General features: G+C 67.9%; 9 protein-coding genes. 4 read left to right on the top strand and 5 right to left on the bottom strand.

Annotated features, from left to right (window positions below; all coding sequences use genetic code 11):
• Positions 1–2 precede the first annotated feature (2 nt).
• The 3 genes from LU699_RS09855 to LU699_RS09845 all read right to left on the bottom strand — a co-directional run bounded on the left by LU699_RS09855 (position 3) and on the right by LU699_RS09845 (position 4,558).
• Positions 3–950, bottom strand: a complete 948-nt coding sequence (locus LU699_RS09855; RefSeq protein WP_232138389.1) for a hypothetical protein — start codon at positions 948–950, stop codon at positions 3–5.
• A 1,055-nt stretch (positions 951–2,005) separates the two neighbouring features.
• Positions 2,006–2,737, bottom strand: coding sequence for a glutamine amidotransferase (locus LU699_RS09850; RefSeq protein ID WP_232136826.1), 732 nt, complete (start codon positions 2,735–2,737; stop codon positions 2,006–2,008).
• A 183-nt stretch (positions 2,738–2,920) separates the two neighbouring features.
• A complete protein-coding gene (locus LU699_RS09845; RefSeq protein ID WP_484497516.1) occupies positions 2,921–4,558 on the bottom strand; it encodes a GspE/PulE family protein in 1,638 nt (545 codons plus the stop codon).
• 274 nt (positions 4,559–4,832) lie between these two features.
• On the opposite strand from LU699_RS09845, the gene glyQ reads away from it, so the two are divergent.
• From glyQ to LU699_RS09825, 4 genes are all read left to right on the top strand, one after another.
• The gene (glyQ, locus tag LU699_RS09840) at positions 4,833–5,741 is read left to right on the top strand and encodes a glycine--tRNA ligase subunit alpha (protein ID WP_232136825.1); all 909 of its coding nucleotides are present in this window, start codon (positions 4,833–4,835) and stop codon (positions 5,739–5,741) included.
• A 111-nt stretch (positions 5,742–5,852) separates the two neighbouring features.
• Positions 5,853–8,045: a glycine--tRNA ligase subunit beta gene (gene glyS / locus LU699_RS09835; protein ID WP_232136824.1), complete on the top strand. Its 2,193-nt coding sequence runs from the start codon at positions 5,853–5,855 to the stop codon at positions 8,043–8,045.
• Positions 8,046–8,275: 230 nt separating this feature from the next.
• Complete coding sequence (locus LU699_RS09830) at positions 8,276–10,090, top strand: autotransporter assembly complex protein TamA (RefSeq protein WP_232580147.1); 1,815 nt, start codon at positions 8,276–8,278, stop codon at positions 10,088–10,090.
• A 1-nt stretch (position 10,091) separates the two neighbouring features.
• A complete protein-coding gene (locus LU699_RS09825) occupies positions 10,092–14,039 on the top strand; it encodes a translocation/assembly module TamB domain-containing protein (RefSeq protein WP_232136822.1) in 3,948 nt (1,315 codons plus the stop codon).
• 269 nt (positions 14,040–14,308) lie between these two features.
• On the opposite strand, the gene LU699_RS09820 is transcribed toward LU699_RS09825, so the two are convergent.
• A complete protein-coding gene (locus tag LU699_RS09820) occupies positions 14,309–15,394 on the bottom strand; it encodes an isoaspartyl peptidase/L-asparaginase family protein (RefSeq protein ID WP_232136857.1) in 1,086 nt (361 codons plus the stop codon).
• Positions 15,395–15,608: 214 nt separating this feature from the next.
• Positions 15,609–18,137 carry an excinuclease ABC subunit UvrA gene (locus tag LU699_RS09815; RefSeq protein ID WP_232136821.1) on the bottom strand — a complete coding sequence of 843 codons (2,529 nt, stop codon included), beginning with the start codon at positions 18,135–18,137 and terminating at the stop codon, positions 15,609–15,611.
• Positions 18,138–18,148 lie beyond the last annotated feature (11 nt).

The following is an 18,148-nucleotide window of genomic DNA, read 5'->3' as shown; positions in this document are numbered from 1 at the left end:
CGTCAGAGCTCGATGCGGCTGTTGTCGGGGCTGCCGGTGCCCGGCGTCGGGCCACCGGTCGAGGCGTCGTCCTGCGGGCCGCAGACATCGCGCCACATCGCATACATCGCACCGAACATCACGATGTAGAGGATCAGCAGCAGGATCAGATACAGCGGCAGCACGAGCAGCGCGGCGAGGCCCGGATGCACGAGGCTGGCGACGACGCTGATGATGGTCACGACCATCGCGAACGCGAGCATCAGTGCGAACCCACCGGCCATCGCGATCGCGGCGGCCACGACCACCGGCAGCACATTGCGCAGTGCACCGCCGAGACCGTCGGTGAACGCCTGCAGCACCGGCCGCCCGCCGAGCGCGACCTGGCCCAGGCCGATCGCGTAGACCGTCGCGTAATAGACGCCGAAGAAGATCGCCAGCGCCATCAGCGGGCCGATCCCCGCCGGCGGCAGCGGCAGATCCGGCGGCGTGGAGGGCCCGGTCTGCGCGCTCATTTCCTGGCTGATCGTCAGTACCTGCATGTACCAGTCCACGACACCGTCGCCGAACGCACTGACCAGCGCGTAGAACGTCGCGATGTAGAGCGCGCCCATCAGCACGCCGAACCCGATCAGGCGCCCGGCATTGCCGCCGGTGAACACTGCGAACAGATCGGTCGGCTGCGCGGGACGCCCGTGCTCGGCCGCGTCGATGACATGCAGCACGCCGGCGATCAGCAGCGGATAGACGATGATCGACACCAGCGATGTGGCGCCGATCAGCATGACCTGGGTACTGGCATCGAGCCCGAACGCGACCTGCGCGATCGCCTGCAACACGTTCGGGATCAGCGCGAGCAGCGCCACGATCGCCGTCGCGCCGTACACCGCGCGCGGATTGGACCGACCCACATTGACGCCCTGCACGATCCACTTCCAGCCGTGGCCGGCCCCTACCGTCCGAGTCGTCATTTCCGCCGTATTCCAGGTGTCTGTCGCGTGGGCGCGCCACGAAGGGCGTCATCGTATCGCATGCATCGGAGACGCCGCTGGGATGCGCTGTGTGTTCAGCCGCGAGGGCGGCGGTTTGCTTCGGCATACCCCGCCCTCTTCTAACAACAGCTTTCACTGCGCAGCGGGCAGCGGGCAGCGGGCAGCGAGGCTCGCAGCTTCCGCTTCCACGCCGTCATTCCCGCGAAGGCAGGGCTTTCAACGGACGCATATCCGGTAATCCGTCTTGATCTGGCTCTGGCTCTAGCCCTTGGCTTTGGCTTTGGCTTTGGCTTTGGCTCTGGCTCTGGCTTCGGCTTCGGCTTCGGCTTCGGCTTCGGCTTCGGCTTTCAGCCTTTGACTTCAATCGAGCCGTAGAGCGAGCCGAGCACCGGAGCCTGGCGTGGCCGAAGAGCAGCCCATGTCTGAGCGCAGCGAGTTTGGGCTGCGTGCCGCGTCAGGCGAGGAGCGGAGGGGACCGACGCGGCTTCATCGCGTCGGCTCGCGTCCGGCGAAGACGGTTTTGCTTACTTTTGCCAAGACAAAAGTAAGCCGCGCGACAGCGCGGAAGCCCTGTCTTTGATCTTCGCTCCTGCGATTGGTTTTTTGCTTTGAACATCAAAGTCGCGATGCGACAAACGAAGAGGCACGAGCAAGTGCAGTGCTTTCGCTCGCTGCGCGTGCGAGTCCCTTTTGGATGGACCCAAAAGGAACCAAAAGGTCCCTTCGCCGGACGCGATCCGCCGCGATGGAGCCGCGGCGGTCCCCTGCGCTTCTCGGTCGACGGGGCACGCAGCCCAAACTCGCTGCGCTCAGACATGGGCTGCTCTCCGACCCCGCCGCCCTGCGATGCTCGGCTCGCTTTACGGCTCGATTGAAGTCAACGGCGGAAGCAAGAGCGGAGCAACGGCAACGGCAACTGCCACAGCCACGGCAACCGCGGCCGCACCTCGGAGCCGAAGCAAAGCAACTTCCCTGGATTACCGGACATGCGTCCGTTGAAAGCCCCGCCCGCGCGGGCATGACGGCGAAAAAAGTCAGTCGCGCGGCAGCGCGCTTGCAAAGCGGACGAATCGCTGCAACACCGCCCGCGCCTCGGGCGCTGCCCGCACGCCTGCAACCAGTGCGACCGGGTCGAGACCTTCCTGGTACAGCGGCCCCGAGCGCGCGCGGATGTAGCCGCGCATGTGAGTGGCGCTGAACTCCGGATGGAACTGCACGCCCCAGACGCGCTCGCCCCAGCGGAAGGCGTGGTGCGGTTCGAGTGCGGAATGGGCGAGCAGGGTCGCGCCTTCGGGCAGGCGCAGGACGCTCTGCAGATGTGTGGTCTGGGCGAGGAACCGCGGGCGGGCGGCGGCGAACAGCGGATCGTCGGATGCCGCGTCGTTCGTTTCGATGTCGAACGTGCCCATCTCACGGCCGCGCGGGTTGGGGCCGACTTCGCCGCCGAGCGCGTGGGCGATCAGCTGGTGGCCGTAGCAGATGCCGAAGACCGGCACGCCTGCGTGTGCCGCGTCGCGCAGCCAGGCGGCGCTGCGTTCGCTCCAGTCGGCGCGGTCGGTGACCATCGCGCCGGAGCCGGTGACGATGACGCCGGCGAAATCATCGGCGTTCGGCAGGTCCGCGCCGTGTTCGACATCGACCACCACCGCGTCACGCTCCGACAGCCCGGCCGCGACGCGGATCCAGTGCGGAAATCCGCCATAGCGGCGCATCGAGGGCACGGGCTGTCCGGTTTCGATGATCAGGAACGGGCGGTCGGACGACATCGAGAGGCAGCCGGGACAGGAAGACGGCGCAGCGTAGCGGATCGGGACTGTTGGGCGTTGGTCTGGGATCGCGCCTCGACGACCCTGCCCTCACCCGACGCGCTTTGCGCGTCGACCTCTCCCGGTGGGAGAGGTGCACGTACCGCGCTGACGCCGAAGCACGCGCCACGAGGCACGCGCCGCCTACTCCCGCGGCGGCAGCACCGTCATCACTTCTTCCACCGTGGTCACGCCCTGCGCGACCTTTTCGGCGCCGGCCATGCGCAGCGTTCGCAGACCTTCGCCGACGGCGGTCCGGCTGAAGCCCGACAGCGCCATGTCCGGCTGGATCTTCGCGCGCAGCGCGGGCGTGATCGGCATCAGTTCGTAGATGCCCACGCGGCCGAAGTAACCGGTGTTGCGGCATTCCAGACAGCCGACTGGTCCACACGCGGTCTCCGGCGGCGGCACGTCGCTGTCGGGACCGAGCAGCGCGCGCCAGCCTTCGGGATCGACCGGCTGCGGCGCCTTGCAGTGCCGGCACAGGGTGCGCACCAGGCGCTGGGCGAGCACGCCGTTGAGCGTGGAGGCGATCAGGTAATGCGGCAGGCCGAGATCGAGCAGGCGGGTGATCGCCGACGGCGCATCGTTGGTGTGCAACGTCGACAGCACCAGATGGCCGGTCAGCGAGGCCTGCACCGCCATCTGCGCGGTGTCGAGGTCGCGGATCTCGCCGATCATGATGATGTCGGGGTCCTGGCGCAGCAGCGTGCGCACGCCCTGCGCGAAGGTCAGGTCGATCGCGTTGTGGACCTGCATCTGGTTGAGTTCGACCGAGACCATTTCGATCGGGTCTTCCACAGTGCAGACATTGACGTCGTCGGACGCCAGCTTTTTCAGCGTCGAATACAGCGTCGTCGTCTTACCCGAACCGGTCGGGCCGGTGACCAGCACGATGCCGTGCGGACGCGCCACCAGATCGTTCCACGCCGCCGCTTCGCCGGCATCGAAGCCGAGGTGCTCGATCGGCTTGAACGCAGTATCGGGGTCGAAGATGCGCATCACGACCTTCTCGCCGAAAGCGGTCGGCATCGTCGACAGACGCATTTCGACCTCGCGCCCGCCAGGCGAACGCGTCTTGATGCGGCCATCCTGCGGACGCCGGCGCTCGGCGAGATCCATGCGGCCCAGCACCTTGATGCGGCTGACGGCGGCGGTCATCACCGGCGGCGGCATTTCGAAGACCTTGTGCAGCACGCCGTCGATGCGGAACCGCACGCGGCCCACGTCGCGGCGTGGTTCGAGATGGATGTCGGAGGCGCGCTGCTCGTAGGCGTACTGCAGCAGCCAGTCGACGATATGGACGATGTGATGGTCGTCGGCGTTGACGTCGCCCGAGCGGCCCAGCTCGACCAGCTGCTCGAACGTCGGCGCATTGCTGCTGGTCTCGCGCCCGTCCTTGGCGCCGCGGATCGAGCGCGTGACGCCGAAGAACTCCATCGTGTAGCGGTGCAGATCCAGCGGATTGGCGATGACCAGATCGATCTCGCGCCGCAGCAGACGCTGGATGTCGGTCAGCCAGTCGAGCGCCAACGGTTCGCTGGTGGCGATGCGGGCGCGATCGGGTGTGACCTCGACCGGCAGGATGCGGTGGCGCTTGGCGTAGGCGTGCGAGAACAGATCGGTGACGTCGCCGACCGCGATCTTGGTCGGGTCGATACGCAGATAGATGTGGCCGGTGGCCTGCGCCAGCCATTCGGTCAGCGCTTCGAGCCCGAGTTCGGTGCCGGGCCGGCGGGCCGACGGCAGCTTGAGATTGGCCAGCAGTACCAGCGGGTGCACGGTGTCGAGACCGCGCGTGTTGCGACCGCCTACGCGTGCGCGGTCGGCATCGGCCGGCGTCAGCAGGCCATCGGCCAGCAGTGCGTCGATCACGGGTTCGAGGGTGAGGCGGCCCGGCGGCAGACGGCCACCGAAGACGGCGGGCGCACGGGTGCCGGTCGAATGCTGCGGAGCGCGCGGATCGTTCAAGCCGGGTCCTCCATGGCGCACGGTGCGTCGGGCGCTTTGATGCGGCCCGCTATACTAGCGCGCCGCCGCAGACGCGATTTTCTTGATGACCGGACCGACGTTCCAGGAGCTGATCCTCACGCTCAACGCCTACTGGGCCAAACAGGGTTGCGTGCTGATCCAGCCGCTGGACCTCGAGGTGGGCGCGGGCACCTTCCATCCGGCAACGTTCCTGCGCGCGCTCGGCCCCGAGCCGTGGAATGCCGCGTACGTGCAGCCGAGCCGCCGCCCGACCGACGGCCGTTATGGTGACAACCCGAACCGCCTGCAGCGCTACTACCAGTACCAGGTGGCGATGAAGCCGAATCCGGACAACATCGTCGCGCTGTATTTCGACTCGTTGAAGGCACTGGGCATCGATCCGCAGGTGCACGACCTGCGCCTGGTCGAGGACAACTGGGAATCGCCGACGCTCGGCGCCTGGGGTCTGGGCTGGGAAGTCTGGCTCAACGGCATGGAAGTCACGCAGTTCACGTATTTCCAGCAGGCCGGCGGCATCGAGTGCAAGCCGGTGCTCGGCGAGATCACCTACGGTCTCGAGCGCCTGTGCATGTATCTGCAGAACTGCGACAACGTCTATGACCTGGTGTGGACGTACGGCCCCGACGGCACGCCGGTGACCTACGGCGACGTCTACCACCAGAACGAAGTCGAGCAGAGCGCCTACAACTTCGAGCACGCGAATGTCGAAGTCCTGTTCCGCCGCTTCGACGAGTGCGAGGCCGAGGCGCTGAAGCTGGTGGAACTGGGCCTGCCGTTGCCGGCCTACGAGCAGGTCACCAAGGCCAGCCACAGTTTCAATCTGCTCGATGCGCGCCGCGCGATCAGCGTGACCGAACGCCAGCGCTACATCCTGCGCGTGCGCACGCTGGCGCAGGGCGTCGCCAAGGCCTATTACGCGCAGCGCGAGGCGATGGGATTTCCGGGGCTGAAGCGCGCGCAGGACGCTGTCTGAGCCTCGCGCGTCATACCACTCGATTCTCCGGATGAGGCTGCGCGAAAGCGCCCTCACGCCAACCCCTCTCCCGGTGGGAGAGGGGCTACAGCACTGGAACAGGTTGTCGCCATGACTGACATGCATCCCCTCCTCATCGAACTAGGCACCGAAGAACTGCCGGTCAAGGCGCTGCCCGGCTTGGCGCAGGCGTTCTTCGACGGTGTGATCGCAGCGCTGGACAAGCGCGGCGTCGCGGTCGACCGCGGCGATGCGAAGCCGCTGTACACGCCGCGCCGTCTCGCCGTGCTGCTGCCCGGTGTCGCGAGCGAGCAGCCCGAGCAGCGTTCGGAAGTGCTGGGTCCGTATCTCAGCATCGCGCTCGATGCCGACGGCAATCCGACCAAGGCGTTGCAGGGCTTCGCGGCGAAGGCCGGTATCGACTGGACGGCGCTGGAGAAGACCAGCGACGCCAAGGGCGAGCGTTTTGTGCATCGCGCGGTGACGCCGGGCGCCGCGACGGCGGCGCTGCTGCCGGACGTGCTGCGCGAAGCGATCGCGGCGATGCCGATTCCCAAGCCGATGCGCTGGGGCGCCCACACCTACGCGTTCGCGCGGCCGGTGCACTGGCTGGTGCTGCTGCATGGCGGAACGATCGTCGATGCCGAACTGTTCGGCGTGCGCAGCGGTCGCACGAGTCGTGGTCATCGCTTCATGCACGACGCCGCGATCGAGATCGGCGCGCCGGGTGATTACGTCGACGTCATGCGCAACGCGAAGGTGCTGGTGGACGCCGATGCGCGCCGCGCCCGGATCGTCCAGGAAGTGGAGGGCGTCGCCCGCGCGCTCGGTGGCGATGCGCGTATCGAGCAGGACAACCTCGAGCAGGTGAACTGCCTGGTCGAATGGCCGAAGGCCGTGGCGTGCACGTTCGAGCACGAGTTCCTCGCGGTGCCGCAGGAAGCCTTGATCGCGACGATGGAAGCGAACCAGAAGTTCTTCCCCGTGCTGCAGGACGGACGCCTGACCGAGCACTTCATCGGCATCGCGAACATCGAGTCGCGGGATCCGATCGAGGTGGCCAAGGGCTACGAGCGCGTGATCCGTCCGCGCTTCGCCGATGCCAAGTTCTTCTTCGACGAGGACCTCAAGCAGGGACTGTCGGCGATGAACGACGGCCTGAAAACCGTGACCTACCAGGCCAAGCTGGGCAGCGTCGCCGACAAGACCGTGCGCGTGGCCGCGCTGGCAGAAGTCATCGCGCCGCAGGTCGGTGTGGATGCCGCGCTCGCGAAGCAGGCCGCATTGCTGTCGAAAGCCGATCTGCAGTCGCGCATGGTCAACGAGTTCCCGGAACTGCAGGGCATCGCGGGCCGCTATTACGCCAAGCAGGATTCGGCACTCGCCGGCCTGTCCGACGACGATCGCGCGTCGCTGGCGAACGCTCTAGACGAAGCCTGGCAGCCGCGGTTTGCTGGCGATGACATCGCGCTGTCTCCGCTTGGCAAGGTGCTGGCGATCGCCGAGCGTCTCGACACCCTGGCCGGTGGTTTCGCGGCCGGTCTCAAGCCGACCGGCAACAAGGATGCGTTCGCGCTGCGGCGCAATGCGCTGGGTCTGGCGCGGACGCTGATCGAGAGCGGGTTCGATCTTGATCTGAAGTCGCTTCTTATCGATGCGCATACGCTGGCGATCGAAGCCGTATCGAATACAGCCCTAACGGCGAAGGTTGCAGCAGCGAAAGAGGCAATCGCCAAAGGCGCCGATGTCAGCACCTCACAGTCCAATCAGCGTGCCCTTTCCATTGGAGAAGTCGACGAGCTCTACGACTTCATCCTCGACCGCCTGAAGGGCTACTACGCCGACAAGGGCGTGACCGTGCAGCAGTTCAACGCGGTCGCCGCGCTGCGCCCGGAGTCGCTCTACGACCTCGACCGTCGCATCGATGCCATCGGCACTTTCGCCGTCTTGCCCGAAGCCGACGCGCTGGCTGCGGCCGACAAGCGCATCCGCAACATCCTGCGCAAGGCGGACATCGCGATTCCGGGCGACGTCGATCCCGCGCTGCTGCGCGAGCCGGCCGAGGCCGCGCTGGCGGAGGCGGTGGAAGCAGTGCGCGGTGAGACCGGTCATGCGCTGGCGCATGGCGACTACGTCTCGGTGCTGACGCATCTGGCACGGCTGCGGCCGCAGGTCGATGCGTTCTTCGACAGCGTGATGGTCAATGCCGACGATGCCGCGCTGCGCGCCAACCGTCTCGCCCTGCTTAAGCGCCTGTCCGAGCGTCTGGGCAGCGTCGCCGCGATCGAGCATCTGTCGAGCTGAACGAATTGGACGGGTGTGCGGCGGTGGCGATGCACTCAGCGACCGTCAGCCCCGCGCAGGCGGGAGTCCATGGACTTCGTATCCATTGAAGCAACGTCTTGGGATGATCAGCCATTCGGCTGTTGAGAGCCCCGCCTGCGCGGGAATGACGGTCGTGGAGATTCGCAGACACGGCGTTTCGCGCGTACCCCGTTAATCGTCTCTTGACGCGCCTCCGGTATCCTCGCGCGATGCCTCGTGTTCATGTGTGTCTCGCCGCCGCCCTCCTCTTGTGTTCGTCGGCCGCGGCGCACGCTGCGCGTGTCGAACGTGTCGATATCATCGGCCTCGACGAGGAGATGACCGAAAACGTCCGCGTCTCGCTCGGTCTGCAGGACGCGGTGGGCCGCGACATCTCCGGCCGGCGCATGGGTTATCTGCTGCGCGAGGCCGAGCGCGAGACCCGCAAGGCGCTCGAACCGTTCGGGTATTACTCGCCCACCATCGACGTGCAGCGCGACCGCGAAGGCGACGTGCTCTCGGTGCGCGTGGTCGTCGATCCGGGCCAGCCTGTGCGCGTGCGCAACAGCGACATCGCGATCATCGGCGAGGGTGGTCAGGACCGGTATCTGGCACGCGACATCGCCCGCTTCGTGCCGAGCGAAGGCGCGGTGTTCAGCCATCCCGAATACGACGCGAGCCGCAACCAGCTGAGCCGCCGCCTCACCGAGCGTGGGTACTTCGATGCCGAGTTCGCCTCGCGCCGCGTCGAAGTGACGCGCGCGGATTTCGCCGCCGACATCGACGTAGTCTGGAACAGCGGCGACCGCTACAACATGGGCGCGACCACGTTCGAGCAGACGCCCGAACAGATCATCAACGACGATCTGCTCGAGAACCTCGTCTACTGGGAAGAAGGCAGCTACTACCACCAGGGCCGTATCGACCGCCTGCGTTCGTCGCTCGGCCGGCTGGACTACTTCTCCAACATCGACATCGAGCCGCAGGTCGACCAAGCCAACGAACGCCGCGAAGTGCCGGTCAAGGTCACGCTTACGCCGGCCAAACGCAGCATCTACACCTCGGGCGTGAGCTACGGCACCGACAGCGGCGCCGGTATCCGTCTCGGCGTGGAGCGCCGCTACGTCAACATGCGCGGCCACAAGGCGCTCGCGCAGCTCGACTACGCGCAACGCCGCAAGACGCTCACGTTGCAGTACCGCGTGCCCGCCTTCGCGTGGCTCGACGGCTGGTACACCGCCAGCCTGCAGATGGCCGACGAACAGACCGACTACATCGATTCGCGACGGGTCGAGCTGGTGGGCAGCCGCAACGGCCAGTACAACGAATTCCTCAACCTCATCGCGTCGATACACGTGCTGCGCGAGCGCTGGGCCTACGCGCCTGAAGAGGATCCGGACAATCCGGTCGTCGATGACGACGAGTTCGCCGGCGCGCTGTACCGCTATGCCACGTTCGCCTATCCCTCGCTGCGCGCCGAATACATCGACGTCGACGATCGCCTGTTCCCGACCAGCGGCATCGGTGGTTCGGTGATGCTGCGCGGCGGTCTCGAAGGCGTGGGGTCGGATGCGTCGTTCGGACAGATCCATCTGCGGGCCAGCTGGTTCAAGGGCATCGGCGAGCGCAATCGCCTGATGGTGCGCGGCGAACTCGGCCACACCTTCACCGATGTGCTGGTCGGCATTCCGCCCAGCCTGCGTTTCTACGCCGGCGGCGACCGCAGCATCCGCGGTTACGACTGGCGCGAAGTGGGCCCGCGGATTCCCGCCCGCGATGGCCGCCGCGCATTCGCGATCGGCGCCAAGAACGTGGTCACCGCGAGCGTCGAGTTCGAGCGCTACTTCACCGACACGATCGGCGCGGCGGTGTTCGTCGACAGCGGCGACGCCTTCGACGGCACCTCGCCGGAATGGCGCACCGGCGTCGGCATCGGCGCACGCTACAAATCGCCGGTGGGACCGCTGAAACTCGATATCGCGCGCGGTCTCGACAACCCCGATTCGTCGTTCACGATCGGCCTGTCGATCGGCGCGGAGTTCTGACATGGCTTTTGGTCGTCACCGCCTGCCCAACGATCTGACCCCCGAAGAGCGCGAGGCGCGTATCGCCGAACTGCGCGCGCGCCGCCGTGCACGGGCGCGCAAACTCGCGATCCGCAGCGCAATCGGTATCGCCGCGCTGATCGTGCTCCTGATCATCGTCGTGTGGTGGCTGCTGACCACGTTCGGCGGCCGCGATTTCCTGCTCAACCAGGTCGCCTCGCGCCTGCCCGCCGGCACCGAACTGACCTGGCGCGCGGCCGAAGGCCCGGCCTCCGGCCCGCTGACGATGTACGACGTGCGCTACGTGCAGCGCAGCTGCCCGGATGTCGAAGAACAGCCGGTCCCCTACGGCGAATGCGACGAACCGCGCGTGCTGGTGTTCGAGGCCGAGCGCGTGACGGTGGATCCGGCGGTGATGCCGCTGGTCGGCCGTCGCCTGCGCCTCGACGTGCTCGATATCGACAACGCCGTGCTGTCGATGCCGCCGCCGGTCGATACGCCATTCGAACTGCCGCGCTGGCCCGATTCGCTGCCGCGCATCGATCTGCCGCTGTCGCTGCAGGCCGACACGATCCGCATCGACGGATTCCGCGTCGAGCAGGCGGGCGAGTCGCTGATCGACATCCGCAGCGTGCGCGGTGGCCTCGACGCGCAGCAGGGCGAGCTCAATCTCGCCAACGTCGTCGTCGACAGCGACCGCGGTCTGTTCACCGCCAACGGTGTCTACGCGCCCGATGACGACTACCGCATGGACATCACCGCCAGCGCGCTGATGCCCGCGCCGCCGGCGCGCACGCGTCCGCGCATCGGGCTGGTCGCACGCGGCGATCTGTCGCGCCTGGATATCGCCGTGGTCGGCCATGTGCCGGAACCGCTGAAAGCTGTGGTGACCATGCGTGGCCGCGAGAATCCCGGCTGGGCGCTGCGCGCCGACAGCACGCGCCTCGATCCCGCATTGCTGATGGGCAGCGGCGAACCCGGCACACCGCTGGCGTTCGACATTCGCGCCGATGGCCAAGGCGGCGCCGCCGAACTGCAGGGCAATGCCACGTACGGCGAAGCCGACGCGAATCCGATCCGCGTCGTGCTGCAGCCGTCCAAGGTGAAGCTGGAAGACCAGCGCCTGGATCTCGACCCGCTGGTCGTCGACATCTTCGACGGTCGGGTCACGCTGCGCGGTTTCGCCGACGTGACCGAGCCGGGCGATGTGCGCTTCCGCTTCGCGACCAATGCGCGCGGCCTGCAGTTCGGTGCCGACCCCGACGCGGCCGAACCCGCGCCGCCGATCACCGCCGACGCCGATCTCGGCATTGCCGGCAGCACCGCGGCCTGGGCGGCGATCGGCAAGGCCACCGTCGAACGTGACGGCCTGCGCGCGAACGTGGACTTCGACGGCCGCGGTGACGCCGAGCGCATGCGCCTGCAGACCGCGCGCGTGACCATGCCGACCGGCACGCTCGATGCCAGCGGCGACGTCGCCTGGGCGCCGGCGCTCCAATGGGATCTCGACGCGACGCTGGCCGGCTTCGATCCCGGCTACTTCGCGCGCGACTGGAAGGGCGCGGTCAACGGCACATTCGCGACGACCGGCAACACCCGCGACGACGGCGGCCTGGAAGTCGCAGTGGACGCCAGCGATCTGGGCGGCACGCTGCGTGGTCGCCGGCTCGACGGCCGCGCGACGTTCGCGATGCATGGCCCGGCGACCGATGCCGGCGACGCTGGCCGCACCGATTTCGAAGGCGAAGTCGCGCTGTCGCTCGGCGACAGCCGCGTCGATGCGACTGCGACCGTGACCGATCGTCTCGACATCGACGCGACGCTGGCACCGCTGCAGCTCGCCGATTTCCTGCCCGACACCGGCGGCGTGCTGCGCGGCATCGTGCGCGTGACCGGCGCGCGCACCGCGCCCGACATCGCCGCCGACCTCACCGGCAGCGCGCTGCGTTACGGCGAATACGCGGCCGCCAGCTCGCGCATCCAGGGCAACCTGCCGTGGCGCGGCGATACCGGTTCGCTGGATGTCGTCGCGACCGGCGTGAATGCCGGCATCGCCCTCGACGAAGTGCGGCTCGCGGCGCGCGGTGCGATCGAGAAGCTCCAGCTCGAGGCCAGTGCGCGCGGCGAAATCGGCACGGTGGATCTGTCGGGCAACGCCGAAAGCCGCAACGGCAACTGGCAGGGCACGCTCGCCAATCTGCGCCTCGCACCGGCGACCGGCGCAAGCTGGGCGCTGCAGTCGCCGGCGCAGTTCCAGCAGATCGGCACGCGCTACACCTTGACCGAGAGCTGCTTCGCATCAAGCGGCGGCGGCTCGCTGTGCGCGAGCGCGGACTGGCCGCGACAGGGCGTGTCGATCACCGGCACGGGCCTGCCGCTGGCCCTGGCGACGCCGTATCTGTCCGAGCAGGACGGCGGCCGTCCGTTCGTGCTGCGCGGCGAGATCGCACTTGAAGGCAGCGCGCGTCCGGTCGGCAACGGCTTCGTCGGCAGTGCGAGTATCCGCTCGGCTAGTGGCGGCGTGCGCACATCCGAGCGCGCGCGCAACGATGTGGTGACCTACGACAATTTCGTCCTCGACGCAGAGTTCGACGCCAACCGGCTCAGCGCCACGTTGTCGACGACGCTCAACGAAGTCGGCCGCGTGCAGGCGCAGGTGACCAACGGCTGGGATGCGTATGCGCCGCTGTCGGGCTCGCTGGTCGCCAACGTCGAGGACCTGACCTTCGTCGAACTGTTCTCGCCCGATATCGTCGAACCCACCGGCCGTCTCACCGCCGACGTGACCATCGGCGGCACGCGTTCGCAGCCGACGATCGGCGGCCAGGCGCGCCTGGCGGATTTCTCGACCGAGATCCCGTCGCTGGCGATCGCGCTCGAGGACGGCAACATCAATCTCGACGCACTGCCCGACGGCACCGCGCGCATCGCCGGCAGCGTGCGTTCGGGCACCGGCACACTGAACATCGGCGGCGGCATCGGCTGGCAGGGTGAAGGCACGCCGGTCGTGCTGACCGTCAGCGGCACCGACGTGCTGGTGGCCGACACCAGCGACATGCACATCATCGCGTCCCCGGACATCACCGTGCGCTACACCGCGCTGCAGCCGCTCAACGTCACCGGCAAGGTGTTCGTCGATGTCGCGCTGCTCGATCTGGAACGCCTGAGCGAAGGCGTGTCGGTGTCGCCCGACGTGGTCGTGCTCGATCCGGTCGACCCGGAAGAGAACAGCACCGCGTCGGCGCTGGAACTCGATCTGACGCTCACCGTCGGCGACAACGTCGGCCTGCGCGGCTTCGGCTTCGACGGCCGCATGAAGGGCGAGCTGCGCGTGCGCGCGGTGCCGGGTCGCGAGATGACCGGCAACGGCCGCCTCGCGGTCGACGGCCGCTACAAGGCCTACGGCCAGGAGCTGCGTGTCACGCGCGGCAATCTGGTCTTCAACAACGGCCCGGTGTCGGATCCGATGCTCGACGTGCGCGCCGAGCGCCGGATCGATGCGGAGGACATCACCGCCGGCATCGACGTCAGCGGCCGTGCGTCGGCGCCGCAGGTCAACGTATGGACGAATCCGTCGACCGACGATTCGCAGGCGCTGTCGTATCTCGCGCTGGGCCGCTCGGCGTCCAGCCTGACCAGCGACGAAGGCCAGCAGATCGACGCCGCCGCAGCCGCGCTCAATGCAGGCGGCAACCTCGTCGCCGGCCAGCTCGGCAGCAAGATCGGCCTCGACAACGCCGGCATCAGCCAGTCGCGCGCACTCGGCGGCAGCGTGCTCGGCTTCGGCAAGCAGCTTTCACCGAAACTCTACGTCGGCTTCGGCGTGTCGCTGCTCGGCACCGGCCAGGTGCTGACGTTGAAGTACCTGCTGCGCGCGGGCTTCGACGTGGAGATCGAGTCGAGCACGCTGGAGAACCGCGGTTCGGTGAACTGGCGGCACGAGCGGTAAGAGTCTCGCGAACGATTCCGCTTGGCGCGTCGTCCCCGCTGAAGCCGGGGCGATGGTCGAAAGTCGTGCGACATCGATTCTTCGAGCACCCCAGACGCCGCAGGCTGCGCCAACTTCTCTACCCCGTCATTCTGGCGAAGGCCGGAATCCAGTGACTTGGGGCTTCGACGAACAGCTGAAGACGCTGGATTCCGGCTTTTGCCGGAATGACGGGGACTTTCTGGGGTTTCCGTCAAGACGACCCCAACGGATCCTTGCAACTCGAAGAATCAACGCCCATCCGGCAACGCGATCGTGTCCTCGCGGAACACCGCCACATGCGGCACGCCGTCAGCACCGATCCAGCCGCGATACATGCCCGGCGTATTGAACGGGAATGCGACACGGCCGTCGGCGTCGAGGGCGATTGCGCCGCCGTCGCCGCCGGCGCCCGGAATCAGCTGGTCGATGACCGCGTCGGACGCCACGCGGATGTCGTCACCGCGCAGGCGCACGCGCGCGCAGATCTCGTGCGCGGCGGCGGTGCGGATGTAGTACTCGCCCCAGCCGGTGCCCGACACCGCGCAGCGCGCGTCGGCCCAGGTGCCGGCGCCGATGATCGGCGCATCGCCGACACGGCCGTAGCGCTTGTTGGTCATGCCGCCGGTCGAGGTGCCCGCGGCCAGCCGGCCGTCGGCATCGAGCGCAACCGCGCCGACGGTGCCGAAGTACGGACGCGCATCGCCGGTCAGCACGGATGCCTGCGGGTCCGCACTGCGTTCCGCGTCGAGCACGCGTTGGAGCCGCTGCCGGCGCCGCTCGGTCGCGCTGCGCTCCTCGTCGAGCGCGCGCTGCAGCTGCTGCCAGCGACGCTCGGTGCGGAAGTACGCCGGGTCGACCAGCGCGATGTCCTGTGTCTTCGCGAACGCCTCGGCGCCCTCGCCCACCATCATCACGTGCGGCGACGACGTCATCACCGCATCGGCGAGCAGGATCGGATTGCGCACGCGCGACACGCCGGCGATCGCGCCGGCCTGACCGCTGGCGCCGTCCATCACCGCGGCGTCGAGTTCGTTGCGGCCGTCGTGGGTGAACACCGCGCCCTTGCCCGCGTTGAACATCGGCGCGTCTTCGAGCACGGTGATCGCCGCCTTGACCGCGTCCATCGCCGGCGCGCGCGCCTGCAGTTTCGCGTGACCCGCCCGCAGTGCGGTTTCCAGCGCAGCGCGCGCTTCGGCCAGACCGGCTGCATCGAGATCGCCACGCTCGACGCCCGCGCCGCCGTGGATCGCCAGCACCGGTGCATGCGCAGATGCCGGTGGCGATGTGCCGACCTCATTCGGCGTTGCAGCCTGTGTCGTCGCGAGCGCGGTCATCAGGAGCACTGCGAGCCCATATCGTTGCATCCGCACACATCCCGTCATCGTCATCCTCTCGCCGCATTTGTGGCGCGCTCACGCTAGCGCAGAGTTGCGCGTCTGTCGCGGCTGCGATGTCCGCCATGCGCGCGGGTGATGCCCGACGGGTGGGTTGCGTTGCGCTCTATCCACCCGGGGACGATGTCGGATCGCTGCCACAGGGATGCATCGATCAGGCGCGGCCGAGCGCCTGTGCCAGAAACGGCGCGGTCCGGCTCTTCTTCGACTTGGCCACCTCCGCCGGCACACCCGCAGCCACGACGTGCCCACCGGCATCGCCCGCGCCCGGGCCCATGTCGATCAGCCAGTCGCTGGCCGCGGCCACGCGCATGTCGTGTTCGACGACGACTACCGTGCTGCCCGCATCCACCAGCCCACTCAACTGCCGCATCAGCGTGTCGACATCCTTGGGATGCAGACCCGTCGTCGGTTCGTCGAGCACGTAGACCGTGCCGCGGCGCTGCGCGCGTTGCAGTTCGCTGGCGAGCTTGATGCGTTGCGCTTCGCCGCCCGACAGTTCGGTCGCCGGCTGGCCGAGCCGCAGATAGCCGAGTCCGACTTCCAGCAGCACCTGCAGCGGACGCACGATCGCGGCGTCGTCGGCGAAGAACTCGGCGGCCTCGGCCACGGTCATCGCCAGCACGTCGGCGATGTGCTTGCCGCGCAAGGTGACTTCGAGCGTCTTCGCGTCGTAGCGGCTGCCATGACAGGTCGGGCACGGCGCATAGACGCTGGGCATGAACAGCAGTTCCACGCTGACGAAGCCTTCGCCATCGCAGGTCGCGCAGCGGCCCTTGGCGACGTTGAACGAGAACCGCCCGGCATCGTAGCGCCGGCGTTTCGCGGCCGGCGTATCGGCGAAGCGTTTTCGCACGTGATCGAAGAGGCCGGTGTAGGTCGCGAGATTCGAACGCGGCGTGCGGCCGATCGGCTTCTGGTCCACGCGCACCAGACGTTTGATCGCCTCCGCGCCGCCTGCGATGCGTCCGTCCAGCGGCACTTCGACACCGCGCTCAAGCGGATCCAGTGGCGCGTCTTCGTCGCCGCTTCCCTGGCCCAGATGCGCGCCCAGCAGTTCGACCAGCGCCTGGCTGACCAGTGAGGACTTGCCCGAGCCGCTGACGCCGGTGACGGTCGTGAACACACCGAGTGGAATGTCGACGTCGAGATCGCGCACGTTGTGGCGACGGATGCCGCGCAGCTGCAGCCAGCCCTCAGGCGTGCGCGTGGTGTGTGCGATCGATGCAGCGTCATCGTCGAGATAGCGCCGCGTCGACGAGGCCTCGATCTTCGACAGCCCGGCGAGCGGGCCGCTGTAGAGCACCTGCCCGCCGTGCTGGCCGGCCGCCGGACCGACATCGACGATCCAGTCCGCGTGGCGGATCACTTCGATCTCGTGTTCGACGACGAACAGCGAGTTGCCGGCAGCGCGCAGCTGGTCCAGCGCGCGCAGCAGCGCCTGGGTGTCGGCCGGATGCAGGCCGGCGGATGGTTCGTCCATGACGTAGACCACGCCGAACAGCTGCGAACGGATCTGAGTGCCCAGGCGCAGGCGTTGCAGTTCGCCGGGTGACAGCGTCGGCGTCGCGCGGGCAAGGGTCAGATAGCCGAGGCCAAGATCCTGCAGCACCTTGAGTCGCGCGAGCAGATCCTGCGCGATGCGCTGCGCGGCCAGTGCCTGCTCGGGGTGCGCTTTCGCATGCGTTTTCCCAGCCGCAGCCGGCGCCAGCAAATCGGCGAGTTCGTCGAGCGGACGCTGCGAGAACGCAGCGATGTCGAGCCCGGCGAAGGTCACCGACAGCGCCTCGCGCCGCAACCGCTTGCCGTCGCATTCCGGGCATGCGGCGCTGACCAGGTACTGCGCCGCGCGCTTCTTCTGCTGCGGGCTCTGGGTGTTGGCGAAGGTGTGCAGCACATGCCGGCGCGCACTGGTGAACGTGCCCATGTAGGCGGGTTCGGTCTTGCGCTTCAGCGCGTCCTTGACCTCGTCGAGATCGAAACCGGGATACACCGGCTCCACCGGCTGCTCGTCGGTGAACAGGATCCAGTCGCGGGTCTTCTTCGGGAGTTTCGACCATGGCACGTCGACGTCGATGCCGCGCGTGGTCAGGATGTCGCGCTGGTTCTGTCCGTGCCACGCGCCCGGCCACGCGGCGACGGCGCGCTCGCGGATGGTCAGCGAGCGGTCGGGCACCATCGAGGCTTCGGTCGCGTCGTAGATACGCCCCAGGCCATGACAGGTGGGACAGGCGCCCGCCGGCGTGTTCGGCGAGAAGCCGTCGGCATAAATGATGGTCTGCCCGCGCGGATAGTCGCCGGCGCGCGAGTACAGCATACGCAGCGAGTTCGAGATCGTCGTCAGGCTGCCGACCGACGAGCGCGCGGTCGGCGTGCCGCGCGCCTGCTGCAGCGCGACAGCCGGCGGCAGGCCTTCGATCGAATCGACCTGCGGCACGCCGGCCTGGTCGATCAGCCGACGCGCATACGGCGAGATCGAATCGAGATAGCGCCGCTGCGCCTCGGCGAACAGCGTGCCGAAGGCCAGCGAGGACTTGCCCGAGCCGGACACGCCGGTGAACACCACCAGCGCATCGCGCGGGATGTCGACGTCGACGTCCTTGAGATTGTGTTCGCGCGCGCCGCGCACGCGCACGCAATCGGCGATGGCGTGCGCGACGGGATCTGGAGTCTTGGCAGTCATGGCGACGATTA

The organism is Luteimonas fraxinea, from assembly GCF_021233355.1.
GTDB lineage: Bacteria > Pseudomonadota > Gammaproteobacteria > Xanthomonadales > Xanthomonadaceae > Luteimonas > Luteimonas fraxinea.
This window is presented reverse-complemented; position numbering and strand designations above follow the sequence as displayed.